General features: G+C 36.0%; 25 protein-coding genes, 1 other RNA gene and 1 pseudogene. 22 read left to right on the forward strand and 5 right to left on the reverse strand.

Annotated elements, in window-relative coordinates:
• Positions 1 to 143: 143 nt before the first annotated feature.
• From cydS to LRP81_RS17210, 3 genes are read right to left on the reverse strand one after another with little or no spacing between them, the layout of a single operon-like run.
• Positions 144 to 245, reverse strand: coding sequence for a cytochrome bd oxidase small subunit CydS (gene cydS / locus LRP81_RS23485; protein WP_399207972.1), 102 nt, complete (start codon positions 243 to 245; stop codon positions 144 to 146).
• Positions 246 to 260: 15 nt separating this feature from the next.
• Entirely contained in the window at positions 261 to 1274 is a 1014-nt protein-coding gene (locus LRP81_RS17205) for a cytochrome d ubiquinol oxidase subunit II (protein WP_230503410.1), read from the reverse strand.
• Between the two features lie 12 nt (positions 1275 to 1286).
• Positions 1287 to 2618, reverse strand: coding sequence for a cytochrome ubiquinol oxidase subunit I (locus tag LRP81_RS17210; RefSeq protein WP_230503412.1), 1332 nt, complete (start codon positions 2616 to 2618; stop codon positions 1287 to 1289).
• Positions 2619 to 2932: 314 nt separating this feature from the next.
• On the opposite strand from LRP81_RS17210, the gene LRP81_RS17215 reads away from it, so the two are divergent.
• The 8 genes from LRP81_RS17215 to LRP81_RS17250 all read left to right on the forward strand — a co-directional run bounded on the left by LRP81_RS17215 (position 2933) and on the right by LRP81_RS17250 (position 9991).
• Complete coding sequence (locus LRP81_RS17215; RefSeq protein WP_230503413.1) at positions 2933 to 4153, forward strand: tetratricopeptide repeat protein; 1221 nt, start codon at positions 2933 to 2935, stop codon at positions 4151 to 4153.
• 178 nt (positions 4154 to 4331) lie between these two features.
• Entirely contained in the window at positions 4332 to 5468 is a 1137-nt protein-coding gene (locus LRP81_RS17220; RefSeq protein WP_230503415.1) for a sensor histidine kinase, read from the forward strand.
• Positions 5465 to 6064 (forward strand): response regulator transcription factor, encoded by a 600-nt coding sequence (locus tag LRP81_RS17225; protein WP_230503418.1) that lies wholly within the window; start codon positions 5465 to 5467, stop codon positions 6062 to 6064. The genes LRP81_RS17220 and LRP81_RS17225 overlap by 4 nt, the downstream gene beginning before the upstream one ends.
• Positions 6065 to 6255: 191 nt before the next feature.
• Complete coding sequence (locus LRP81_RS17230) at positions 6256 to 7497, forward strand: DEAD/DEAH box helicase (RefSeq protein WP_230503420.1); 1242 nt, start codon at positions 6256 to 6258, stop codon at positions 7495 to 7497.
• Between the two features lie 5 nt (positions 7498 to 7502).
• Entirely contained in the window at positions 7503 to 7793 is a 291-nt protein-coding gene (locus tag LRP81_RS17235) for a DUF6509 family protein (protein WP_230503422.1), read from the forward strand.
• 53 nt (positions 7794 to 7846) lie between these two features.
• A non-coding RNA gene (gene ssrS, locus LRP81_RS17240) (6S RNA) lies at positions 7847 to 8035 on the forward strand.
• A 167-nt stretch (positions 8036 to 8202) separates the two neighbouring features.
• Positions 8203 to 8469, forward strand: a complete 267-nt coding sequence (locus LRP81_RS17245; protein ID WP_230503424.1) for a DUF1292 domain-containing protein — start codon at positions 8203 to 8205, stop codon at positions 8467 to 8469.
• A 127-nt stretch (positions 8470 to 8596) separates the two neighbouring features.
• Positions 8597 to 9991 (forward strand): L-cystine transporter, encoded by a 1395-nt coding sequence (locus LRP81_RS17250; protein WP_230503426.1) that lies wholly within the window; start codon positions 8597 to 8599, stop codon positions 9989 to 9991.
• A 123-nt stretch (positions 9992 to 10114) separates the two neighbouring features.
• On the opposite strand, the gene LRP81_RS17255 is transcribed toward LRP81_RS17250, so the two are convergent.
• Positions 10115 to 10465: a DUF2200 domain-containing protein gene (locus tag LRP81_RS17255; RefSeq protein WP_230503428.1), complete on the reverse strand. Its 351-nt coding sequence runs from the start codon at positions 10463 to 10465 to the stop codon at positions 10115 to 10117.
• Between the two features lie 237 nt (positions 10466 to 10702).
• On the opposite strand from LRP81_RS17255, the gene LRP81_RS17260 reads away from it, so the two are divergent.
• The 3 genes from LRP81_RS17260 to fumC all read left to right on the forward strand — a co-directional run bounded on the left by LRP81_RS17260 (position 10703) and on the right by fumC (position 14533).
• Entirely contained in the window at positions 10703 to 11749 is a 1047-nt protein-coding gene (locus LRP81_RS17260) for an ATP synthase beta subunit C-terminal domain-containing protein (RefSeq protein WP_230503430.1), read from the forward strand.
• A 290-nt stretch (positions 11750 to 12039) separates the two neighbouring features.
• Positions 12040 to 13008 (forward strand): oxygen-dependent tRNA uridine(34) hydroxylase TrhO, encoded by a 969-nt coding sequence (gene trhO / locus LRP81_RS17265; RefSeq protein ID WP_230503502.1) that lies wholly within the window; start codon positions 12040 to 12042, stop codon positions 13006 to 13008.
• A gap of 142 nt (positions 13009 to 13150) precedes the next feature.
• Positions 13151 to 14533, forward strand: coding sequence for a class II fumarate hydratase (fumC, locus tag LRP81_RS17270; RefSeq protein ID WP_230503432.1), 1383 nt, complete (start codon positions 13151 to 13153; stop codon positions 14531 to 14533).
• Between the two features lie 62 nt (positions 14534 to 14595).
• Here fumC and LRP81_RS17275 read toward each other — a convergent pair whose 3' ends face one another.
• The gene (locus LRP81_RS17275; RefSeq protein ID WP_230503434.1) at positions 14596 to 14919 is read right to left on the reverse strand and encodes a hypothetical protein; all 324 of its coding nucleotides are present in this window, start codon (positions 14917 to 14919) and stop codon (positions 14596 to 14598) included.
• Positions 14920 to 15089: 170 nt separating this feature from the next.
• Between LRP81_RS17275 and LRP81_RS17280 the strand changes: the two genes are divergently transcribed.
• The 11 genes and pseudogenes from LRP81_RS17280 to LRP81_RS17330 all read left to right on the forward strand — a co-directional run bounded on the left by LRP81_RS17280 (position 15090) and on the right by LRP81_RS17330 (position 25859).
• On the forward strand, positions 15090 to 15773 hold the full coding sequence (locus tag LRP81_RS17280; RefSeq protein ID WP_230503436.1) for a sigma-70 family RNA polymerase sigma factor: 684 nt from the start codon (positions 15090 to 15092) through the stop codon (positions 15771 to 15773).
• A 17-nt stretch (positions 15774 to 15790) separates the two neighbouring features.
• Entirely contained in the window at positions 15791 to 16372 is a 582-nt protein-coding gene (gene clpP, locus LRP81_RS17285; RefSeq protein ID WP_230503438.1) for an ATP-dependent Clp endopeptidase proteolytic subunit ClpP, read from the forward strand.
• Between the two features lie 163 nt (positions 16373 to 16535).
• On the forward strand, positions 16536 to 16997 hold the full coding sequence (locus LRP81_RS17290) for a DUF2512 family protein (RefSeq protein WP_230503440.1): 462 nt from the start codon (positions 16536 to 16538) through the stop codon (positions 16995 to 16997).
• A gap of 83 nt (positions 16998 to 17080) precedes the next feature.
• Positions 17081 to 17682: pseudogene (locus LRP81_RS23490) on the forward strand (cupin domain-containing protein).
• A 201-nt stretch (positions 17683 to 17883) separates the two neighbouring features.
• Positions 17884 to 18537: a VOC family protein gene (locus LRP81_RS17300; RefSeq protein WP_230503442.1), complete on the forward strand. Its 654-nt coding sequence runs from the start codon at positions 17884 to 17886 to the stop codon at positions 18535 to 18537.
• A 16-nt stretch (positions 18538 to 18553) separates the two neighbouring features.
• Positions 18554 to 19111, forward strand: a complete 558-nt coding sequence (locus LRP81_RS17305) for a Rossmann-fold NAD(P)-binding domain-containing protein (protein WP_230503444.1) — start codon at positions 18554 to 18556, stop codon at positions 19109 to 19111.
• Between the two features lie 160 nt (positions 19112 to 19271).
• Positions 19272 to 20015 carry a 3-oxoacyl-ACP reductase FabG gene (fabG, locus tag LRP81_RS17310; protein WP_230503446.1) on the forward strand — a complete coding sequence of 248 codons (744 nt, stop codon included), beginning with the start codon at positions 19272 to 19274 and terminating at the stop codon, positions 20013 to 20015.
• 346 nt (positions 20016 to 20361) lie between these two features.
• Positions 20362 to 21726, forward strand: coding sequence for an alanine/glycine:cation symporter family protein (locus LRP81_RS17315; protein WP_230503449.1), 1365 nt, complete (start codon positions 20362 to 20364; stop codon positions 21724 to 21726).
• Positions 21727 to 21835: 109 nt separating this feature from the next.
• Positions 21836 to 22279, forward strand: a complete 444-nt coding sequence (locus tag LRP81_RS17320; RefSeq protein WP_230503451.1) for a cell wall hydrolase — start codon at positions 21836 to 21838, stop codon at positions 22277 to 22279.
• Between the two features lie 295 nt (positions 22280 to 22574).
• On the forward strand, positions 22575 to 23699 hold the full coding sequence (locus LRP81_RS17325) for a metallophosphoesterase (protein WP_230503503.1): 1125 nt from the start codon (positions 22575 to 22577) through the stop codon (positions 23697 to 23699).
• A 132-nt stretch (positions 23700 to 23831) separates the two neighbouring features.
• Positions 23832 to 25859 (forward strand): prolyl oligopeptidase family serine peptidase, encoded by a 2028-nt coding sequence (locus tag LRP81_RS17330; RefSeq protein WP_230503453.1) that lies wholly within the window; start codon positions 23832 to 23834, stop codon positions 25857 to 25859.
• Positions 25860 to 25891 lie beyond the last annotated feature (32 nt).

Genomic DNA, 25891 nt, shown 5'->3' on the forward strand with positions numbered 1-25891 from the left:
TGAAATCACTTGGATACCACCTACATACATTTGATAACAATATTATAAAATAAAAAGGCAGCTGAAAGTTCATTTAACTTTCAACTGCCTTTAATAAATATTGGAGTTTTTCAGTGCCCTCAGAATTGTTGGGGCAGTTTTTGTTACTTATATTTCTCTTTCCCTTTAGCTCCCCATAGGAACAAAAAGAATACGCTCACTACAATAATAAGGGGGGACGCGTACATTATTAGAAAATGTTCCATACTCTTTAGACCTCCTTATTTTTTACCTTGAACATATTTATTATCAAATAAGAACAGGCGCATTAAAAGATATAACGAAGGAATCAATAGGCAAAGTCCTGCAATGAATGCAGTAATCAATGCAATGGCCATGGATTCATTAGTGAATCCATCATATATAGTCAAGTAAGGGTACAACAAATATGGCATATGAGATGCTCCATAGCCGAAGAAAGCAGTTGCGAATTGAAGCATTACTAAAATGAATGCAACCCCAAGCCTTTTCTTTTTCCACATTAGATAAACCGCACCAAGGAAGAAGAGGAAAGAGAGACTGAACATCCAAGAATGCCCTAGCATTTTATCAAAGTGAGTAGGGTTATGATCACTAACTGCAAAGAATACTAAAATGCTAGCCATTATAGTAGGTAAACTCCAGTTAAGAGCGTATTTCCTTAATACATCAAATGCTTTTTCGTCTCTAGCTGTTTTTGCATAAAAAGCAAGAAAGAAGGATGAAATATATAGGACACTTACAATCGCTAAAATAACTACTGCCCATGAGTAAAAGCTGGTGAACAATGCTGTATAATCCAGCCAGACAGAGTCATTGTACTTGTAGATATATCCGCCTTCAGAAATGGTCAATACTACTGATAAAGATGCAGGTATCAGAAGACCTGTTGCACCGTATAATGCCTGGTAAAAGATATTACCTTTTTGACCGTAATGGTGAAAAGCATAGTAGGAACCACGAATGGCAAGTAATACAATGGCAATACTTCCTGGTACAAGTAACGTTGTCCCATAATAATAAGCAGTAGATGGGAAGAAGCCAACGATACCAATAAAGAAGAATACGAGAAATACATTTGTTACTTCCCAAACTGGAGAGAGGTAACGGACAATGATTTTGTCAATGAGATGGTCTTTTTTTGTTAGTCTTGAATAAAAACTAAAGAATCCTGCCCCAAAGTCAATGGAAGCGACAATCAAATACCCATATAAAAATGTCCAAAGTACGGTAATCCCAATTACTTCATAGCTCATATGTCATCCTCCTCACTCCATGCCTCTGTCGCGGAGTTCTTTCTCCACTGGGTTATTTATAAACATCTTCCGTAATACAGTAGCGCAGGTTGTACATAGAACGATATATAGAAGAACAAACAGAACAATCATTAAATCAACATGTTGAGAAGTGGTTGCACCTTGATCAACTGTCATATATCCAACCAATAACCATGGCTGTCTTCCGAGTTCTGCAAAAAACCAGCCCATTTCTATAGCGAGGAGAGAAAGGGGACCACCAGCAATAATTGCCCATAATATAGGCTTGTTCAACTGATTCCATTTTCTAATCTTCGCTAATAATACGTAAAGAATGGCTACAAGTGCTAAAAACATTCCAATCCCAACCATTAAATCAAAGAAATAATGAACGATTAATGGGGGGAGCTCATCTTCTGGGAATTCCTCCAGTCCGATCACTTCTGCGCTAGGATCCCCGTGTGCAAGAATGCTAAGCGCATATGGAATTTCTAGTGCATATTTTATTTCATTATCATCTTTCAGAATACCACCTAAAATAAGGGGTGCCTCAGTTGATGTCTCAAAATGCCATTCCGCTGCTGCCAGTTTTTCTGGTTGATATTCTGCTAAATATTTTCCAGAGAAATCTCCAATCACCGCTGTGGTAATTGCAAAAACTGCTGCTGCAGTCATAGTTAGATGAAGGGCCTTTTTATGGTAGACATGATCTTTTCCTCTTAATATAGCAAACGCTGCGATTGCGGCTAATACGAAAGCAGAAGTTAAGTATGCCGATGATAGTACATGAGCTACTTTTGTAGGTGTTGCAGGATTGAACATCGCTTCCAATGGACGGATGTTAGTAAGCACACCGTTTTCGATATCAAAGCCTCTAGGAGCATTCATAAAACTATTTACCGTTGATATAAAGAACCCTGAAGCTGTAGCTCCAATTGCAACAGGAATAAGTAAAAGGAAATGATAGATTTTCTTTTTGAAACGATCCCATGTATAAAGGTAGATACCAAGAAAGATAGCTTCAAAGAAAAAAGCAAAAGTTTCCATGAATAAAGGTAAACTGATAACATGACCAGCCAACTGCATGAAATTTGGCCAAAGGAGACTTAACTGAAGACCAATTGCGGTTCCTGTTACTACCCCAATAGCTACAGTGATGACAAAGCCTCTTGCCCAACGTCTAGCAAGAAGACGGTAATGTTCATCATTTCTTTTAATTCCCATCCATTCTGCAAGGGCAATCATTAATGGAATACCAACACCAACTGTGGCAAATATGACGTGAACCGCCAGCGTAATTCCGGTAAGAATTCGACTATATAAGACCGGATCATATTCAAACATCTTTTTCACTCCTTCATTAAACCAATACATTTTCATTTTACAACACTTTGCTCAATATTTCACAATATAAATTCCAATGTAACTCTCTTTCTAGTATATTCCCTAGATAGCAAAAGCAAAACTGGGTTTTTTGACATCTTTATGGCAAAGGTAAGGCTAAATTGTGACAGCCACTACGAAATGAAATATATAAAAGGGTATTTACATATATTTTGTATGAAATGGAAAATAACATAAAAATTTATCTAAAAATGTATAATTTCATGCCTGTAAATGGTAAAATATTCATACAATTCAAATAAAGGGTGTTTGCGATGAGAAATAAAAATAATTATTTGCTCCTTTCAGATAAAGTGTCACCGTTTGACATTAACCAAGATGATGGGTTAATCTTTTCCACCGAAACTTCTAAACCATCGGATCCTGATGACCCTGAAAATATTCAAACTGATAGAAATATCCAAACACCTTTAGAAGAATTACTTTATAAAATATATGATTTTTCGATCCGACAAGACAGAACGTCGGCTAGAGAAAAGTTTAACTATTTACAAGAGAATAATGAGCTATGTCAAGAAAAGATGGAACCTGATACTTTTCATCTCTATCAAGTAGTAAAACTTAAATACTATCTTTTAATAAATGATAAAAAACTTTACGAGCCTACTTACAAACAAATTATGCTATTACCTACTAGTTTGAATTCGATGAATAATTATATAAAGCAAAAAACATTAGGTATCTTTTATTATAGAACTGATAATTATTTACAGTCTTCACTATCACTCAACAATGCCCACTCAATTGTAAATACACTCTCTCTAATTTCAGACGAGGATATAGCTGAGTTGTACTATCAAATAGCATTAACAAAAATCCAAACGAATGATATTTTTGAATCCATTTACTTTGCAGAAAAAGCTCTGGTCATATATAAAAGTCAAATGAATCAAATACGCGCGGCTGAATGTCATATTATTTTGGGTATAAATAACAATTATTCAAAGCGATTTGAAATGGCGGAAATGCACTATATTTCTGCAAAAAAAATTGGTGAATCCCTAAATGATAAATACTTAGAATCAATGGCATTAAATAATTTAGGAAAGATTAAATCACGCCTTAATCAATCAGAAGAAGCAATTCTAAATTTTTTAGAGTCATTAAAGTTGAAAAACTATGAAGAGCGCAGTGTCTATTCTATCAGTGGCTTAGTTGAGGAATATTATTACTTAAAACAATTTGAATTCTCTAAAGAGTGGGCTGAACAGGGTTTACGCTTAGCTCAACGATATAATAATAAAGAATACATCTTTCATTTTACAACCCACATGTATTTGTTGGAGAAAAACTCGAAAATAGAAACCTATTTGAAGGAACAGGTACTACCATATTTTATTAAAGCAGGAAATGAGAGATTTACATTAAAGTATACCGAAATGCTTGCGGAATATTATTATGATAACCTTGAATATAAACTCGCAAGTGAATACTATCAAGAAATTCTCCGGAACATGAAAATGAAATTCCATTGAATATAATGTCCCCCGTTTCTCAGAAGGACTGGGCTTTTTTAAATTATATAAAATATGACAAGGTATGAAAACAAATTTACCAGGTGATACTCGTCTCTGTAAACTACATGGATTGCAAAAAAAAACATTATTTATGTTATGATTAGGGAAAATTCACCGAGATAAATGAGGATTTATTATGAAAAAAAGGTATTTTATCTTTCAGAAGGGTTCGGGAATCTCTCCTTACATATGGAGTGTATTCAGCATCCTGCCGTTTTACTTTATTTTTCAATCTTCTTCTACACCTGAAATTATTGTTGGGTTTATATTAACCATTTTCTTTTTCGTCGCATACCGATTTGCTTTCATATCCAATAAATGGCCAGTTTATTTATGGACTTGCTTACTGATTGCCATCTCTATAACGATGACCATCCTGTTTCACTTTATCTATTTTGCCTTTTATATCGCCTACTACAACGGAAAAATACGCAATAAAATTGCATTCATTATTATTTACATTATTCATTTGATTGCTACTACTGTTGCTATTAACATTAATGTTGTCATGCGAGATGAACTATTTTTAAAACAGATTCCATTTGTTGTGATTATTTGGATTGCTGTTATTTTACTGCCATTTAATTTGTACAATAAGAGGAAACAAGATCAATTGGAAGCACAGTTAGATGTAGCAAATAAAAGAATATCTGAATTAGTCATCCAGGAAGAACGACAACGAATTGCAAGAGATCTCCATGATACACTTGGGCAAAAATTATCTTTAATTGGGTTAAAAAGTGATTTGGCAAGAAAAGTAATTTATAAAAATCCAGAACATGCAAAACTAGAACTAAAAGACATACAACAAACCGCAAGAACAGCGTTAAACGAAGTAAGGCAAATGGTATCACAAATGCGTGGGATCCGTTTAAAGGAAGAGATTGTCAGGGTCAGGCAAATACTTGATGCTGCTGAGATTGAAATGCAAATTGAGCATGACCTTCCATTTAAAAATAGCTCTTTATTCCTTGAAAATATATTGAGTATGTGCATGAAAGAGGCAGTGACCAACGTTGTAAAACATAGTAAAGCTACCATTTGTTCCATAGTCCTTAAACAGACAGAAAATGAAATACATTTAACGATACAAGATAACGGCATTGGAATGAAAGCAGAAAATGACATAATGAAGGGCAGTGGCCTTCTTGGGATGAAAGAAAGACTTGAATTCGTTAATGGAACACTTGAATTCAATCAAGAAAAAGGAACGAAACTTTTAATAAAGGTACCAAATATGGTCAATCAAAGGAATAAGGAGGAGCAAGTATGATTCGTATTGTTATCGCAGAAGACCAAAGAATGATGTTAGGTGCCTTAGGTTCATTACTGGATTTAGAAGAAGATATGGAAGTAGTGGGAATGGCAGGGAATGGAGTGGAAGCCATCGAACTGTTTCATCAACACACACCAGACGTTTGCATTATGGATATCGAAATGCCTGAGAAGACCGGTTTGGAGGCTGCTGAAGAAATGAAAGGCCTTGGTTGTAAAATTATCATATTAACCACTTTTGCCCGGAGTGGATATTTTCAACGTGCCTTAAAAGCAGGGGTAAGTGGATATTTACTAAAAGACAGTCCAAGTGAAGAACTCGCAAATTCAATTCGTAACATAATGTCAGGAAGAAGAGTATATGCTCCGGAACTAATTGATGACTTTTACGGGGAAGAAAATCCGTTAACCGAACGTGAAAGAGCAGTATTGGAACTTGTTGCAGATGGGAAAAACACAAAGGAAATAGCCGATGAACTACAGTTAAAGTCCGGCACTGTAAGAAACTACATATCCGCAATCCTTGATAAATTGGAAGTGAAAAATCGCATCGAAGCGATTACTCAATCCAAGGAAAAAGGTTGGTTCAAATAATTTTATCATTTCACAATAGATAGTTATTTCAAGCTTCCAGGAGCAACTGTAGGAGTTATGCTCTCATTTGACACTTAAAAAATGGAAAAACAAAAACCGATTCTTTTACGAGGTTCGGTTTTTATGTTTGTAACAAGGGAATTATGATATAGTAATTGAAGCTTACTAACAAATGAGAGATGTGATACATTGTGACAGATTTTTTATCATTAGGGATAAGTAAAAAGGTTAATCATACCTTAAAATCGCTTGGCGTTACTGCTCCAACTGATATCCAGAAGCTTGCTATCCCTGCTGTACTAAAAGGACAAGATATAATAGCTCAATCAAAGACAGGTACTGGAAAAACGTACGCATTCATTCTACCAATTCTAGAGAAGATAAATGTACGTGAATCTGAAACCCAAGCATTAATACTGACTCCAACACGTGAATTAGCTCTACAAATTACAAAAGAGTTGAAAAAACTAAAGGAAAATATCGAGGGAGTGAATGTTCTCGCTATTTTTGGAGGACAAGATGTCCAATCCCAGATGAAAAAGCTCCAAGGAGCACAACATATCATCGTCGCAACACCTGGCAGACTACTAGATCATGTAAGAAGAGGAACAGTTGACCTTTCGACCGTTTCCATATTTGTCATGGATGAAGCAGATCAGATGCTATTGATGGGCTTTTTACCTGAGATAGACAGTGTTACAAAAGACATGTTTGCATCCCGTCAAACAATTGCAATTTCTGCGACTATTCCAGATGAATTACATGCACTTGCAAAAAAGTATATGAATTCTCCTGTACATTTAAATGATGAAGAAGAAAAAGCTGAAAAAGCAACAATTGAATATTTCGCTGTCGAAACAACAGACCGGCGAAAGGAACGAACGATGGTGCATTTAACACAAATATATAATCCCTTTTTGGCTATCGTTTTCTGCCGTACAAAAGCCCGTGTACAAAAGTTGACATCTGTCCTTAAGGAAAATGGAGTCAACTGTGAAGCCATACATGGTGACATTCCTCAGAGTAAAAGAAATAGGGCTATGAAATGGTTTAGAGAAGCAAAAATTCAATACTTAATAGCAACGGATGTTGCTGCAAGAGGATTAGATGTGGAAGGGGTTACCCATATTTTTAATTATGATATCCCCCAAGACTTAGAAACATTTATCCATCGAACAGGACGTACGGGCAGAGCTGGTGGAACAGGAGAGGCATATACTCTTTATACCCCTGGAGATATTGATTATTTAAAAGTGATTGAAAATGACATGAAACAAACGATGGAAAAAATGAGTTTTAAAGGCATCAGTATTCCTGACAGAGAGGACTATGAAGAAGAACGAAATAGAAACATTCTTAAAGCTAGGAACGATAGAAGAAAAAAGGAAACTACTAACTATTCATCGTTTAATAAAAGAAACAGAAAAGGATGAGTTTAATGATAATTAAAGAATACGAAGCAGAAAAACTAAAAGATCCTACAGGCATCCTTGAAGGCGACAGATATGAGTTTTTCTTAGAAATAGATATCCCGGAAGACGACGAGCTCTTTTCAGAAAATGGAGTATACTTAAAAGTAATTTTTTCCGTTAATGGTACCGAAACTCGAATTGCTAATTATCAATTTTTTGAGGATACTACGAATAAGTTACTTGATTTTGAATTAGAAGAGGAAGAAGAACTACTAGTTAAGACATATTGCGAACAGCATTACATGAATGTTATGTAACAACATACGTGCTAGACACTTGCAATTTTTTTCATTCTCATGTAGTATGTTTTAACAGGCTGCAATGTACGTAACCATAACAAAGTTTTAACCTTTATACTTAAACAGGGAGTTTTATATAAGAACAGGAATATCATGCCTCCATAGATAGAGGACGATAGGAATGTTTTTGCGAACACCCACTTTCAGGAGTGGTGGTTTAAAACTTTCTTATAATTAGTTACGGCAATTGTGGCTTGCTTGAATTAAAAACACACACGAAAAATGAGCTCTTCATTTAGAACGGGCTCCTTTTTTATGTCCAATGCAAAACAGAGACTTGAATTCATTCTTACATTTCAAAAATGTTTAGGTTACAGTATAGAAGGAAAGAATTAATTGAACAAAGAAATAGGAGGTAGAAGTAAAGATGGATAAAGTAGAAGTAGGCGATATTTTTATTGTGACAGATGAAAATGATCAAGAACAAGAACTAGAAGTTTTAGGTACAATGGAAGTAGAAAGTTCTACATATGTAGCGGTCGGTTTTGTTGAAGAAATTGAAAAAGAAACTACTGGAGATGTTGACATTTTCTTTCTTAAAGTCGAAGAAGATGGAGAGCTTTCTGAGATAGAATCAGATGAAGAATTCGAAAAAGTATCTGCTGCCTTTGAAGGAGCAGAAGAAGAGAAATAAATTGACCTAAGAGTTTGTCCTAAAAAGAAGGACAAGCTCTTTTTTTATTTCCAAGCATGTAAGTTGGTTAAGCCCATATGATTTAAGGAAGGCTGTTTACTTCTAATGAGGGAAAGGGGAGAGAAGGTTGGATACTATGCTTATTGTCCTTAATATCGTTTTATTATTACTTATTTGTTTTGGTCTTCACAAGATGAAAAAGAAAGGAGTTTCATTTTCCAAACGAGTATTCTCATCGCTTGGAATTGGAGTTGTTTTTGGACTCGGTCTTCAATTTGCCTACGGTTCAGGCTCTGAGGTTTTAACAGGATCAATTGATTGGTTTAACATCATCGGTAATGGTTATGTTAGATTTTTACAAATGATAGTAGTCCCACTTGTCTTTATTAGTATTATTGCTGCATTCACACGACTTACTATTAAAAATAATATCGGTAAAATTAGTGCTCTCATAATTGGAATATTAGTAGGTACGACAGTAATTGCAGCTACAGTTGGTATTACGACAACACTTGTTTTTGATTTAGAAGCAATTCAAATAGAACAAGGAGAGGCAGAGACTGCCAGAGGGGAGCAAATGGAACAGCGTGCAGCAGAAATTGCCTCCAAAACCTTTCCACAACAAATGCTAGATTTTATCCCGTCTAATGTATTTCTTGATTTTACTGGAGCTAGATCTACATCGATCATCGCAATAGTCATTTTCTCGGCATTCATCGGATTTGCCTATCTCGGTGTTCGTCGTAAAACCCCAAATCATGCGGATTCATTTGCAAAATTAGTGGATACCTTCTACTCCATTATTATGCGAGTCGTAACGTTAATTCTTAGACTAACTCCATATGGTGTATTAGCATTAATGACTAGAGTAACTGCAACAAGTGATTATAACGCCATCGCAAAGCTAGGGGAGTTTGTGGCTGCATCCTACGTTGCACTGGCAATCGTTTTTGTCATCCACCTTGGATTACTGGCACTGGCAGGCTTAAATCCATTGACATATGTAAAGAAAGCAATACCTGTGCTAACCTTTGCATTCACATCCAGAACAAGTGCTGGTGCATTACCACTTAATATCAAAACTCAAACAAAAAGGCTAGGAGTATCCGAAGGGATTGCAAATTTCTCAGGGTCTTTTGGATTATCTATTGGTCAAAATGGATGTGCTGGTGTTTATCCAGCTATGCTGGCGGTAATTATTGCACCTACAGTTGGAATAAACCCGCTGGATCCTTCTTTCTTGTTCATGTTAATTGTAATTGTCGCCATTAGTTCATTTGGTGTTGCAGGAGTAGGAGGAGGTGCAACATTTGCAGCAATTTTGGTACTCTCGGCCATGGATCTCCCGATTGCACTTGCAGGATTATTAATCTCTGTAGAACCATTAATTGATATGGGACGTACTGCTGTTAACGTCAGTGGCAGCATGACAGCAGGAGTGCTGACAAGTAAAGTGACAAATTCCTTGGATACTGCTGTATATAATGGAACAGACTCAACTGAGATGGAGATGGATGTGTAAAAAATAGAAATTTCTTGCCTCTAAAGTGAATGTCGCTTTAGGGGCATTTGTATGTCCTCGTAGCAATGTCTTTCAAAAAAACACCGATTCTTTAATAGAATCAGTACTTTTTCATTTTTTCTATTATTTTCGTAAAATCTTTTCCATCGCTTTTCCCTTTGCTAACTCATCGATGAGTTTATCCAAATAACGAATTTCCCGCATTGTTGGTTCTTCAATTTCTTCCAAACGAACACCGCAAATTACACCCTTAATTAAAGCACGGGAAGAATTAAGTTGCGGAGCATCAGCGAAGAAGGTCTCGAAGTCTGTCTTTTTATCCAGAACCTCTTCCAAATTTTCCTGGTTATACCCTGTCAGCCAGCGGATAATTTCATCAACCTCCGATTTCGTGCGTCCTTTTTTCTCTGCTTTTGTAACATAATGTGGATAGACACTAGCGACACTAGTCGTATAAATTCGATGTTTTGCCATGATATGTCCTCGCTTATATGATTTTTGTTTATTATATCATGAAAAAGGGTGACCCAATTGAAGGATCCGTTTGTATAGGGGAAACATAGGTTTTATTCATCCAGATAAAAACTTCACAAAAAATATAATCCTTGTCTAAAATAAATGAATCGTAATTTATTTTACTTCAAAGAGTAACAAATAGTTGCTTTTTAGAATAAAATGAATTACTCTTAAAAGTAAGAGGAGGTGATAATAATGGAAAACGTTCGATTGAATGTAGCACTTTTAAGAAGAAAGGTACCAAATCTGACAAGTGCTGCTAAGTTAGTAGGGTTAAGACCGGCAACTGTTTCGAATTTATGCACGGGAAAGATTCCTGTAGGAAGGGCAGAAGTGAAAACGATCATCGCATTAGCTGAGTTAGCAGAGTGTAGTTTAGATGAGCTCATATTAAGAGGGGAGAAGGTTGAGATGATTGAAACGAAAATTAAGGCAATCGACTTATTCGCACCGTTAACAAAAGGAGGAGTGAATGGTTTGATAGCGAGGCCAGGTATGGGTCAATTGGTTCTTCTTGCTGAGCTATTTTATCGCTTAAAACGTGAAGGAATGGTCACCATTCTCCTAACTCCTGAAGGAAATCATCCTGAAGTAGAAGATATTTTGAACAACATGGATTATGTTGTTAATACCACAGCAGAGGTTTATGATAAAGTAATGGAAATAGGTTCAAACAAAGAAATTGCATTTGCTTCAGATCGGGGCCATGTTGCAAATGGGAATATCCAAGAGTTACAAGAGAAATTAGAAAGTGTTGGAGTAAGTGCTGTTACAACTTTCCTTTTGGATTTAAGCGGGGAAGTCGTTGATGAAAATTTACCCTATGGCCCATTAGAAACAGTTTGGGAGTTTGATGCAGACCTAGCTGCACGACATAAATTCCCAGCAGTAAATCCAATCTATTCCACATCTTCTGTTTTGGAAGGGGCTCACCTTGATCAACAACATCTGACCATTCAACAAAAAGCACAGAAACTACTTCGGAGATACAGAGAACTTCGGTCACTCGTTCAAGTGAGAGGTTCGGAAAAGCTTCCGGAAAGTGAGCATACTACATTTAACAGAGGAGAACGGCTGGAAGCATATTTGACTCAACCTTTTTACGTGGCTGAGACATTTTCAGGGATAACTGGTGTAGATGTTCAATTGCAAACAACTCTAGAAGACGTACGAAAAATTCTAGATGGTGTTTATGACTCTGTTGAAGTTGACAAATTCAACTATATTGGGGCAGTAAAGTAAATTTCCCTCATTAGACCTCGACTTTTACTGAAGGAGTTGAGGTCTTTCATATATCTCCACTAAATCCCTTCACTAACAATACCCCTACTAATTTTAATACAAATACTTACTAAACAAACTGTTGTCAGTAGACATATTTTTTTGATTTAGTAATATGTTGTAACTTATTATTTAGTTTTTTTCGTTTGATTTTTGAGTCTGTATAAAGACAAAAATGTAAAAGAAACGGGCAATAGGTTCAACTAAAATCGTCTACAATGCAAGTAGATAATATGATAAAGGTAATGGTGATGAAATTGAGTCAAGAATATAAAGTGTTATTATATTATAAGTATGTTGATATAGAAAATCCTGAAGAAGTAACTCAGGAACATTTAAATTTCTGTAAAGACCTAGGATTAAAAGGTCGTATCTTAATTGCAAATGAAGGAATAAACGGAACGGTTTCCGGTACTGTTGAACAGACGGATGCATATATGGCTTATATGGAAACACACCCTTTATTTTCAAATATGATTTACAAAATAGATGAAGCTTCTGAACATGTATTTCCAAGAATGAGAGTACGATATCGTCCAGAATTAGTGACTCTACGTTTAGAAGATGATATTGATCCAAGAGTAAAAACAGGTAAACATTTAACACCTAAAGAATGGCTAGAAGCGATGCAGCAAGAAGACACAGTAATTATTGATGCTAGAAACGATTACGAATTTGACCTAGGGCATTTCCGAGGTTCTGTAAGACCTGATATTAATACATTTAAAGAGCTGCCAGATTGGATTAGAAATAATAAAGATCAATTTGAAGGAAAAAAAATCTTAACCTATTGCACTGGCGGAGTACGTTGTGAAAAATTCTCCGGCTGGTTGTTGGAAGAAGGATTTGAAGATGTTTCTCAACTTGATGGCGGAATCGTTACCTACGGAAAAGACCCTGAAGTACAGGGTGAGCTTTGGGATGGACAATGCTACGTATTTGATGAGCGAATCAGTGTTCCAATCAATCAAAAAGAAACTGTAGTTGTAGGAAAAGATTATTTTTCAGGTGAACCATGTGAGCGTTATGTAAACTGTGCAAACCCTGAATGTAATAAAAAGATATTAACATCAGAAGAAAACGAGCATAAATATTTACGCAGCTGCACGCATGTATGCCGGGTACACCCTCGTAACCGCTATATTGTGGAACATGATCTTACAGAAGAAGAAGTCAACAGAAGAATGGATGTTATCCAAGCTGAAGTAACAGCAAAGTGAATTTGATACAACAAAAACCCGTGTCCTAGATGGATTCGGGTTTTTTTAATGAGATTAATGAAATACTTATAAGTAGACATGTTTATTTACTCATGAAGGTGGCTAATGGATATTAAGATAAAATAAGAAAGGAGTGGCAGTGATGGACTATCGAATAGAAAGGGATACAATTGGTGAAATAAAGGTACCAAAGGACAAAAAATGGGGAGCGCAAACTCAAAGAAGTCTAGAGAACTTTGCGATTGGAGAAGAAAAAATGCCAATTGCAATTATTCATGCCTTTGCGATTTTGAAAAAAGCGGCTGCTAATGTAAACGAATCATTAGGAAAACTGCCAAAAACAAAGGCACTTGCGATTGCGCAGGCTGCTGATGAAATAGCACGTGGCAAATGGAATGAACACTTTCCATTGTCCGTTTGGCAGACTGGAAGTGGGACACAGTCAAATATGAATGTGAATGAAGTGATTGCCAACAGAGGAAATGAGCTATTAAAAGAGTTAGGAGAAGACAATTACATCCACCCAAACGACGATGTCAACATGTCCCAAAGCTCAAATGATACCTTTCCAACCGCTTTACATATGGCTGGGGTATTTGTAATCGAAATGGACTTACTTCCAGCTCTTAGTAAACTAAAACAAACTTTTTTTCATCAATCAAAAGAATTTCAAGATGTTGTCAAAATCGGAAGAACTCATCTTCAAGACGCAACTCCCATAACATTAGGTCAAGAAATAAGCGGTTGGCATCATATGATGGAGAAATGCGAAAAGATGTTAAATGAAGCTCTACTACACATGAAAGAATTAGCCATTGGGGGAACAGCTGTTGGAACTGGTATTAACGCCCACCATAAATTTGGTGAAATGGTAGCAGCTGAAATTAGTAACTTAACTGGTAAAAAGTTTAGCTCTGCTTCGAATAAGTTTCACGGTTTAACAAGTCATGATCAAGTTGTGGTAGTTCATGGGGTATTAAAAGCGTTGGCAGCAGATTTAATGAAAATAGCCAATGATGTGAGATGGCTTTCTAGTGGTCCAAGGAGTGGTATAGGGGAGATAACTATCCCTGAAAACGAGCCTGGCAGTTCCATTATGCCAGGGAAAGTAAACCCAACACAGAGTGAGGCATTGACGATGGTCTCAACGCAAGTGATGGGCAATGACGTTACAATAGGTGTTGCAGCTAGCCAAGGGAATTTTGAATTAAATGTGTTTAAACCCGTTATTATCTATAATCTCTTGCAATCCGTACGTTTACTATCTGATGCAATGAACAGCTTTCATGACAAATGTGTAGTTGGCATAAAACCTGTTCGTGAAAAAATAACACAAAACCTAGAGAATTCTCTCATGCTTGTAACTGCGTTAAATCCACACATCGGCTATGAGAATGCAGCAAAGATTGCAAAACTTGCCTACAAAGAAGGGACTACACTTAAGAAAGCGGCATTAAAACTTAATCTTTTGACTGCCAAAGAATTCGATAACTGGGTGGATCCTCACAAAATGATAAACCCGTAGTGGATCCAATGTCAGGATTTACCTTTAAAGAAAAGCCGAGAGAGAAGGGAATAACATAATGTTTATTTTGATTCTATTTCCGTTTCACTCGCCTTTTCGATTTTTTCAATAAACATTTGGAATACTTTACGTTTTTCATCCAATTCCTTCATATATTGTTTAAGTTCCTGAAACTTTTCTTCGTAAGGACGATGATAGGACGATTTGATTGTGTTAATTATTTCATCATTTATTGTAGATTGCATCACTTGTTTTGTTATACTAAATTTTATGGAATAAAGCTTCAAGTCATTTTTGACTCTATCGTATTCTTCATCGATCTCTTTTTTATGATTTAACATTTCATCTTTCCATTCCAACAAAGAATCCTTTACATATGTCTGCACACTATTCCTCCTAATCACATACTTATACCTGTTATGTATTATGTTTATATATTTAAGTGATACACATAATTTTTTGGGGGTATTTTTCTTACATTAATTTTTTTAACCCGTATCTTTAAGGGCCACTTATTCGTTTATAAACTAGAGTGGAGTAAAGGAGTGAAAAGTAAATGCATTTCCTTGACAAGGAAGAACAGTATGAAAACTGGTTATGCAAAGATGTTGATTTAAAAAGTAAATATCAAAAACTACTTTCCTACTGTAATTTTCTGACTAAAAATGAATGGGACGGGAATGATCTTGCTCAAGAAACCATCACAAAAGTCATACAACATTACCACTGTTCTTCCGTACTTAGTCAAACATTACTGTACAAAGTGGCTTATAACAAATGGATTGATACTGTACGTAAAAGGCAAAGAGAAATCCTGCAGGAAAGTATTTGTGAAAAGGGAAATTATCGTGATACTGTGGAAAATTCCATTATTGCTACGGATTACCTTTTAAATAATTTGACACCAAAGCAAGCGGTTATCTTTTTCTTAAGGGAGGCTTTTAATTTTCAAGTTACTGAAATTGCCAACATTTTAAACACAACTGAAGGCGCGGTGAAGTCCACCCTGCACCGCACAAAAAAGCGGCTTGAAAAAGGGGACCCAGAAGAAAACGAATTTATTGAATCTTTCTGGAGCAAAGAAGAGCGTGAACTCTTACCTACATTGTTCCAAGTAAGTCTCCATGAGGAAGACCCGGATGTATTAGTAGCAGCAGTGCCAAAAATCTTTGCACAAACCATTTCCAATCCGTCCACTCCTTCTCACACTCCAACAAATATCTATGCATGTGTAGCATAGTTAAGGAGGCTTAACGGATGAATACCATCCCATATGTTATCGAACAATCGAGTCGAGGAGAAAGGTCGTATGATATTTATTCGAGACTGTTAAAGGACAGAATAATCATGATCGGTTCGGAAATTAATGACGACCTTGCCAATACTGTCGTAGCCCAACTTCTGTTTCTAGCAGCAGATGACCCAGATAAAGAGATATCCATCTATATTAACTCTCCTGGAGGGTCCACCACAGCTGGATTTGCGATACTCGACACGATGAATTACATTAAACCAGATGTAAGGACTATATGTATCGGTATGGCTGCATCATTTGGCGCAATGCTATTAATGGCAGGGACAAAAGGAAAGAGGCTTGCGTTACCTAATAGCGAGATAATGATTCATCAGCCGCTTGGTGGGGCAAGGGGGCAAGCAACTGAAATTGAAATCTCTGCACGCAGAATCCTAAAGCTTAAGGAAGACCTGCATAAAATGATTGCAAACTACACAGGTCAGTCAATTGAAAAAATAGAACGCGATACAGACCGTGACAATTTTATGACAGCTGAAGAAGCAAAAAATTACGGAATCATTGATGATGTAATTGTACGTAGATAAGAAAAACAGGCCACCATCGATTGGTGGACCTGTTTTTTTCGTTGCAGCTGACAATATATTTTTTATACGGAAGCATACCTACCATTTAGGGAATGAATACATTTTAGCTTTGAATAAAAACTCACTTTTAACAAAAGCTACGAGAAAAAGGAGTGATGTCAAGATGAAACACTTTTTACCGGTTGTCATAAAGTTCATTGCAAGCTTTTTAGTATTGGCAACTTTCTTAAACCAATTTGCAGAGATTTCATTTTGGGATATTATCCTTACGGCGTCCGTTCTTGTTTTATTTTCTTATCTCATCGGAGATACTACTATTCTTCCTAGAACTAACTACACAACTGCAGCGGTTTTTGACCTTGTATTATCATTTGGTGCCATTGCATCGATGATATACATCCTAACGAATTTAAGAACTGGTTACTTGATGACCTCAATACTTGCTGCTGGTACGATCACCATATTCGAGGTTATTTTTCACTTTTATCTCATTAGAAGTGTATTTCCTGAAAAGCATATAAAATCTGATAATCCTGAAAGACTACTGTCAAAAGACTTACAAACCGAGTTTTCCGAAGAACTTGACCTTCCTTCAAGGGAACAAACTGACGAAGAAAACAAATAGTATTTCAAACGTAAAAGACTAAATAATCTATTTTGACATGTCTATGGTATTTTTTTGTGAGATAGAAGAAAGCGGGGATCTTTATGACGGTCAAAAAGATTAATGAATGGGTGGAAAAGCTTGGATTGGTGCCACACCCTGAAGGTGGATACAATCGGCAAACATATATCTCAGATACTGATGTTGATGTGAGTGGAAAAGCTAAAAAACTATATACGAGTATATATTTTCTATTAACAGGAATCAATTTCATAAAGGACAACTATAGGTATAAAAGCGAAAGTTAACAAGTTTTCGTTTTTTCGGCAAGTGAACTGAATTATGAAATTGATTCACGGATAAAAATATTTCTCATTTTCATCGGTTAACGATGAGCTTTGGTATTTTCACGCTGGAGACTCATTAACCGTTCATGTAATTAATGAGGAAGGGGAATATGTTAAGCATAAATTAGGATTAAATATAGATAAAGGTGAACAACCACAAGCATTAGTTACTAAAAACACCATTTTTTGGATCATCTGTTGATACCCCGGGTGGTTACGCACTCGTAGGGTGTATGGTTTCACCTGGGTTCGAATATAAGGATTTTGAATTGTTTACTCAAAAAGAACTCATGGATTTATATCCACAGCATGAAGAGATAATTCGGAAATTTGCCTATGAATCATTACCTTCATCATAAAACTATGGAAAACTTCTTCTTATTATTCACAACAATCATATCGGATCGGGAGGAATGCTATTAAGATGGCATTCCTTTTTTTGCTGGATTCTTTAACCAACTACACCAAAAGTCTGAGAAACATTCATTCCTTCCTACGTATGCATTTCCTTGAGATATTAATATGATTTAGTTATCAAATATTTTTAAGAAGGTGACTTTATGCAAATATTGAGGTTGGAAATCTATGTTTCAGAATTCAATAAAACGATTAACTTCTATAGAAAAACACTTGGCTTAAGTATTTTAAGTGAAACGGAAGAGAAGGTTTCATTCCAGGTTGGAAACAGCATTCTTACGTTTGTTCGGGAGGAGAAAAATCATAACTATTATCATTTTGCCTTTAATATTCCACCTAATCTTTTTAGAAGAGCGAAGAATTGGATGAAACAAAGGACCTCACTACTAAAAGAAGACCTTGCAGATGAAATTGACTTTTCTCATTCAAAAGCAAAAGCATTTTATGTGGAAGACCCTGCTGGCAATATCGTGGAATTCATTACAAGAAACGAAACAACAGAGTCATCATCAGATGAGTATTTCGAACCTAAACACATATTAGAAATCAGTGAAATTGGAATTTCTACTGACAATATTAAACAATATGAAAATATGCTATTATCCATGAAAATTCCCCTAAGACATAATGAGAAAATATACTATGAGAACTACCTTAATTTCTTCGGTGAATATAGCGACGGTGCATTTATTATTATTGGTCCTTTGGGAAGAAAGTGGATATTTTCAGAAAAGGTCGGAAAACATTGCCCTGTAATTATAGAGACAGATCGAGGAATCATAAAGAATTTTTCTTAGGAGTGAATGTTACATAATGGAAAAATCAAAAGTAGAATTTGGCCATGCATTAATATTTGGTGGTACCGGAATGTTAACAAAAGCAACTGTATGGATAGCAAAACACGCAAACAAAACTACAGTATATGGGAGAAACGAAATCAAATTAAAAAAGCTAGAAGAACAATATAGTGAAATTGGAATACAAACTAGAAAATTAAATTATCAAGAAACACAAAATCTAAGAAAAGAAATCCAACTTGCCATTGAAGAAAACGGTCCTGTTAGAACAGTTATAGCTTGGATACACAGTACTGCACCTGATGCACTTTCCACTTTAGAGAAAGAGATAACAAAACTTCAAGGTGAGAAGTGGACTTTCATCATCATAAAAGGAAGCAACAGCAAACTAATAAAGTCGGATTTTCCAACATCTTTTGAGATAAAAGAAATTCAGCTAGGTTTTATTTACGACGGTACAAGTTCGCGTTGGTTAACACATGAGGAAATATCTAATGGTGTAATAAAAGGAATCGTAAGCAAAAATAAACAAACATTAATAGGCACACTTACACCTTGGGAAAAGAGACCATAGAAAACCTCGTTTACCACATTTTATCAAAAAAATTATTGATTTCTTTAGAAAGTACAGTCAGTTTTCTCTTCTGTTTTTTTGCTAGAAAATAATATTTTTATTTTTATTGAAAACGCTTTAAAATACAATTATTACTAGATTTTTAATGGGGGGAATTACTTTGACTAAATTAATGAATAAGATAGCTGTCGTTACAGGGGCTGCTCAAGGCATTGGTGCAAAAATAGTAGAAAGATTGTTAGAAGATGGTGCCAAAGTAGTTGCCTTGGATATTAACTTTGAGAAACTGGAGGAAACCATTAGTAACTTGGACAAATCAGGTGAAAAAGTTTTTTTTATGAAATGTAATGTCATAGATCAAGCCGAAGTAAATGATGTTTTTGAAACGGTCTATGACAGATTAGGGAGAGTCGACATATTAATAAATAATGCGGGAATTACTCGAGATGCTTTTTTCCATAAGATGACCCATGAACAATGGAGTACTGTCCTTGATGTAAATTTGAACAGCATCTTCTTTACATGCCAAGCGGTCATTCCAGCAATGCGTGCACAAGAATACGGAAAGATTGTCAACATCTCTTCCACATCAAGTTGGGGCAATATGGGACAGGCAAACTATAGTGCATCAAAGGCTGGAGTGATTGGATTAACAAGAACATTGGCCAAAGAAAATGGAATAAAAAATATAACAGTGAATGCTATTGCTCCTGGTCAAATTGATACTGAAATGACGAAAGACCTACCTGAAAATATTAAAATGATGGCACAATTATTAACTCCAGCAGGAAGAATGGGGAAACCTTCAGAAGTAGCTTCAGTCGTATCCTTCTTATCATCAGATGATTCTAGTTATGTTAATGGTGAATGCATTTGTGTAAGTGGAGGATACCTAATGCCATAAAAGGGTAAAAATTTTGATAATAAGAAAAAACACATTCTTCCGAGAGTGTGTTTTTTAGTAGATAATACTTGGTAGAAAGTATATATCGTTCGTGAAAATAGAGTCTAAGAATTTAAAGAGGTGACTTGTCGAAAAGAAAGAAAAAAGAAGGATATATATATGGTTTTGTCGAATATAACTCAACTAGGTTATGGAAACCTTAATAATTATTTAAGAGGGAGGCTTGATAATGCCATTCCGGACTTAAATTTCTATTATTACTCGAAATGTGTAAAGTAAGACGGTACAAGGGGAACAACTCGAAAGATCAAAACAAAAAATTGCGTTAAAAGGGGGAAGCCAAACAATGGAGAAGTTTGAAGAATTAGTAGGTGCTATAGGAGACATAGTTTGGGGGCCCTTTACATTAATATTAATTGTAGGGACCGGTGTTCTTTTAACTCTTAGACTAGGATTCCTCCAATTTCGAGATTTGCCTTATGCGCTCAAGTTAACATTTAGCAAAAGTGATAAGGAAAGTAAGGAAAAGGGGGATATTTCTCACTTTCAATCCTTAATGACAGCGATGGCTGCGACACTCGGAATCGGAAATATGACTGGGGTTGCATCCGCTATTCTTTTAGGTGGAGTAGGAGCAATATTCTGGATGTGGGTTGCAGCAATATTCGGGATGGCAACTAAATATGGAGAAGCAATTTTAGCAGTAAAGTACAGAGTGACAAACCATAAAGGGGAAATATCTGGTGGTCCGATGTATTATATTGAAAAAGGTCTTGGTTGGAAATGGCTCGCTGTTTTGTTCGCCCTTTTCGGATTTTTGGCTTCATTTGGAATCGGGAATATGACACAAGCAAATACAGTGGCGGGCGCACTTAATGCAAATTTTGGTATCAACCCTTGGATAACAGGATTTGTATTAATGGTGCTAACAGGTATTGTTTTACTCGGTGGTATAAAAGGAATTGGGAGAGTTTCCGCTATTTTTGTACCATTTATGGCTTTATTCTATTTAGCAGGCGGATTTCTTATTATTATTTTAAATATAACGGAAGTACCGGCTGCCTTTGCTTTAATTGTGTCAGAAGCATTCAATCCATCAGCAGCAGCTGGAGGAGCAATCGGAATGGCTATTCGATATGGGGTAGCACGAGGAGTTTTCTCAAATGAAGCCGGACTTGGATCAGCACCAATTGCTGCAGCTGCAGCAAAAACAGATTATCCAGGAAGACAAGCACTCGTGTCCATGACTGGGACATTTCTTGATACCATCATTGTTTGTACGGTTACTGGATTAGCAATCGTAATGAGTGGATTATACGTTGGGCACAGTGATGCATCAAATCTAACAGGGCTTGCATTTGACTCCTTCTTACCAGGTGTCGGGAATATGATTGTCGTATTTGGAATAATATTCTTTGCCTATTCTACCATTATTGGTTGGTCCTATTATGGAGAAAAATGCTTTGGATATATATTTGGAGATAATAGAACCTATATATATAAAATTGTCTTTGTTTTTATAGTGATGGTTGGAGCTGGACTTGAATTAGAACTAGTATGGGGAATCGCAGATATTTTTAATGCGCTGATGGCCCTGCCAAACTTAATTGCCCTTATTTTCTTATCAGGTGTAATTGTTTCAGAAACGAAGAAGTTTAGAGAAGTAAGAAAAAAAGAAGTAGAAGAAAAGCAACGGCAAAGAGCCAGTTAATAATTTGTAAAGTAAAACTCCCTTTGAATCAAGGGGGTTTTATTTTTTTCCTTCTACATCTATGTCAACAAATTAGGCATTCTCCATACAATATGATGGGGTGAAAAAAATGGCGAGAATAAAATATAATAATTCAGATATTGACTTAATGGCAAGGATGATGAGAGCTGAAGCAGAAGGTGAAGGTAAACAAGGGATGTTGTATGTCGGAAATGTAATTGTGAATAGGGTAAAAGCAGATTGTTTGGACTTCAAAGCTGTTCGGACCGTCCCTCAAGTTATCTATCAAGTACAAGGTGGAAATTATTCTTTTGAAGCAGTTCAAAAAGGAAATGTATTTTATAATCGGGCAAGGTCTGTTGAAAGAAGATTAGCAAAGAAAAATCTCGATCATTGGAGAGAGCATCCTGCTAAATTTGCACTTTGGTACTTTAATCCATATGCTCCATGTCCTCCAACATGGTATGATCAGCCTTTCTCTGGGCAATTTAAGAACCATTGTTATTACGAACCCATCGCGAACACATGTGATAGTGTGTATATAGGTAGCTAAGAAAATCCAGAGACTATACCCTGGGTTTTCTTTTTGAATCCTGGAGGGAAAGTATATATTCTTTTTGGTTATATATTATTAGATTGAGAATTTGATTGGTATGCTATTCGGTTCGTTAATAAATGTTCAAAATAAGAGAATGATAATTTTGATATTCGCAGCTCTCTGAAAGATCATTAATCATAACTTTAGTACGTTTTTAACCTTTTGAGCTTGAAATAAGCAAGATTTCTCCTTTTTTAGTATACTATTTCATATTAGCTCTACCATGATACTACGAAAAAGAATGGAGAAAATAATGATTTTTTTTGGATTGGTTTTTCTTTTGTTATATGCTGCTCTTGTTGTTTATATCGGCTGGAGCGGTTGGGGGTGGCTAAAACCCTGGGTTAAAAAAGAAATTTCGTGGAAATTTAAAGTCCTCTATATCTTAACGTTTAGCATTGTTTCTACATCATTTATCGTTGGAAGATTTTTTGATAATGTTATTTTTCATATCCTCGGTTCATTCTGGATGGCTATTTTCTACATATTGCTTATTCTGATACCACTCGTACATATTACTGTTTTGATTTTGCGTTTCACTAGATTACCGAGACCACATGTTACTAAATGGTCAGGCGTAATCACAATGGGATTATTATTCTCATTTATTGCTTATGGGCTGTTTAATGCTTATATTCCAGTCGTGCAAACGTATAATATCCAAATAAATAAAGAACATGACTCGATAGATAATATGAATATTGTCATGGCATCGGACACACACTTTGGGATCCTTTCTGGTAAAGGTCATGCAAATCGAATGGTGAAAGAAATAAATGGACTTAATCCAGATATCGTTCTTTTACCAGGAGACATTATCGATGACGATGTCAACCAATTCATACAACAAGATATAGGTCAAATACTGTCTGAAATAAATGCACCATATGGTGTTTACCTTTCTCTTGGCAACCATGATAGACATAACGGACCGATGAAAGAATTAATCGACGAGCTAGAACAAGGCAACCTAAGTGTTCTGTATGATGATATTGTATCAATCGATGAACACATCACTCTTATTGGCAGAAAAGACCGGACAGATCGCGAGCGCGAAGAAATTTCTAGTTTAATGGAAGAGGTCAATTCAGATCAAATTACCATTATGCTTGAGCATCAGCCGTATGATTTAGACATTGCTCAAGAAAATGGAATTGATTTAATTCTCTCTGGACATACGCATCGTGGACAAGTTTTTCCTGGAAATTTAATCACGAAAAGACTTTATGAAAATGATTGGGGACACCTCCAGAAAGAACAAATGCATTCTATTGTGTCTTCTGGATATGGTTTTTGGGGTCCACCGATACGTATTGGTACACGTTCTGAAATTGTACAAATAAACGTTTTTTTCAATAAAGAGGAGAACGATTAAAACATAGAAAATTCATAAATTAAAAAGTCATCTCTCGAAAAGATGGCTTTTTATTATGAAATTAAAAATAATTGCAGGGTTTCTTATTTCGTTTATCGAAGTAATGTATGGAATAAGCAAGGGGGTTAAAGGATGTTAATTAGTAAAAAAAGTGAAATTATCGAGGATTTTCACGGTACAAAGGTAAAAGACCCATATCGTTGGTTAGAAGATACAAATTCGGATGATACATTAGGGTGGGTAGCAGACAGGGCAAAGGAATGTAAAGATTATTTTACTGATGTGGAAGTGCAGTCTAAAGATCAGGAACGTTTAACAGAACTTTGGAATTTCCCGAAACATTATGTACCGAAACAGGTAGAGGAAAAGTTATTTTTTCAAAGAAATGATGGTCTGCAAAATCAAGCAGTCCTTTATATGAAATGTAATGGAATCGAAAAAGTTATCCTTGATCCCAATCACCTGTCAGATGACGGGACGATAGCGATGACTAATTTTTCTGTGTGTAGCAAAGGAAAGTATGTCGCCTATTCAACAGCAGAAAACGGAAGCGATTGGCAAGAAATAAGAGTCCGAGATGTAGAATCAGGTAAAGAGTTGATAGATGTAATAAAATGGGTTAAATTCACGTCGGTTGTCTGGTCTCCTGATGGCAAAGGCTTTTACTACAGCAGATTCCCTCAGCCTGGCGCAAATGGTCATGAAGAAGAAGGTACGCATAATAAAGTGTATTTCCACCAGCTTAGCACTAGCCAAAAAGATGACATTCTAGTACATGAACAACCGGATGAAAAAGAATTGATGTTTTCCCCAGTCCTATCAGAAGATCACCAATACATTGGGTTACATGTATTTTACGGGACTGCATCAGAGAATCGTTTTTATTATAAGCCGATTGATAAAAATGAGAGCTTTACTAAACTTTTGGATCAACAGGATGCAGAATATACATACATCACTAATAAAGGTAGCTTTTTTTATTTTAAAACAGACCTCGATGCTCCAAAAGGACGTGTGATTGCTATTGATGTTAATTCACCTGACAAAGTAAACTGGAAGGAAATTATTCCAGAACAAGACGCAGTTATGGAGGACATTAAATATGTAAAAGGAAATTTTGTCATTGTCTTTTCGCAAGATGCACATCATGCCATTCAGCTATATGATGAGAACGGCATTTATAATCAGGAAATTGAACTACCTTTTATTGGCTCACTAACAGAATTGACCGTGAATAGCGAGCAAGCTGCGATCTATTTTGGACTTACTTCATTCATAAATCCTACTGCTGTTTTCCATTTTAATTTAGAAAAGATGGAGTTATCCTTAGTTGCTGAATCTACTCTTCCTTTTGAACAAGAACACTATGAAACAACTCAAGTGTTCTACCCTTCAAAAGATGGTACCAATATCCCCATGTTTCTAACCCATAAGAAAGGTTTGGATTTAAATGGTCTGAATCCTGTTATTCTGTACGGATATGGAGGGTTTAATGTGAGTATTACACCAACCTTCAACCCAGCAGTCCTTGCTTGGTTAGAAAAAGGGGGAGTGTATGCGGTAGCAAATCTTCGCGGGGGTATGGAATATGGAGAGAAGTGGCATAAAGCTGGTATGCTTGAAAACAAACAGAATGTTTTTGATGATTTTATTGCGGCAGGAGAATGGTTAATTGAAAATAAATACACCTCTACAGAGAGATTAGCAATAATGGGTGGGTCAAATGGCGGATTACTTGTAGCCGCTTGTATGGTCCAACGGCCAGATTTATTTGGGGCAGTTATTTGCAGAGTCCCAGTAATCGATATGCTACGCTATCATAAATTTACAATCGGAAAGTACTGGATACCGGAATACGGAAATGCTGAGAATCCAGAACAATTCCCTTTCCTTTATGCGTATTCCCCTCTGCACAATATTCAACAGGGGATAAAGTATCCACCAATATTAATAGCGACTGCAGATAGTGATAATAGAGTAGTGCCAGCACACGCCAAAAAGTTTACTGCCACATTAAAAGAAAAAGCTGACCCAGCCACAACTGTCATTCTACGTCTTGAAAAGAAAGCGGGTCACGGCCTTGGAAAACCGACATCAAAACTAATTGACGAATGGGTAGACTTTTACTCATTTCTTGATAAGGAAATGAATAGTAAGTAAAAGGAGTGTGGTTCAACAAACGGATGCTATTC

It is taken from the genome of Sutcliffiella rhizosphaerae (genome assembly GCF_917563925.1).
Lineage (GTDB): Bacteria > Bacillota > Bacilli > Bacillales > Bacillaceae_I > Sutcliffiella_A > Sutcliffiella_A rhizosphaerae.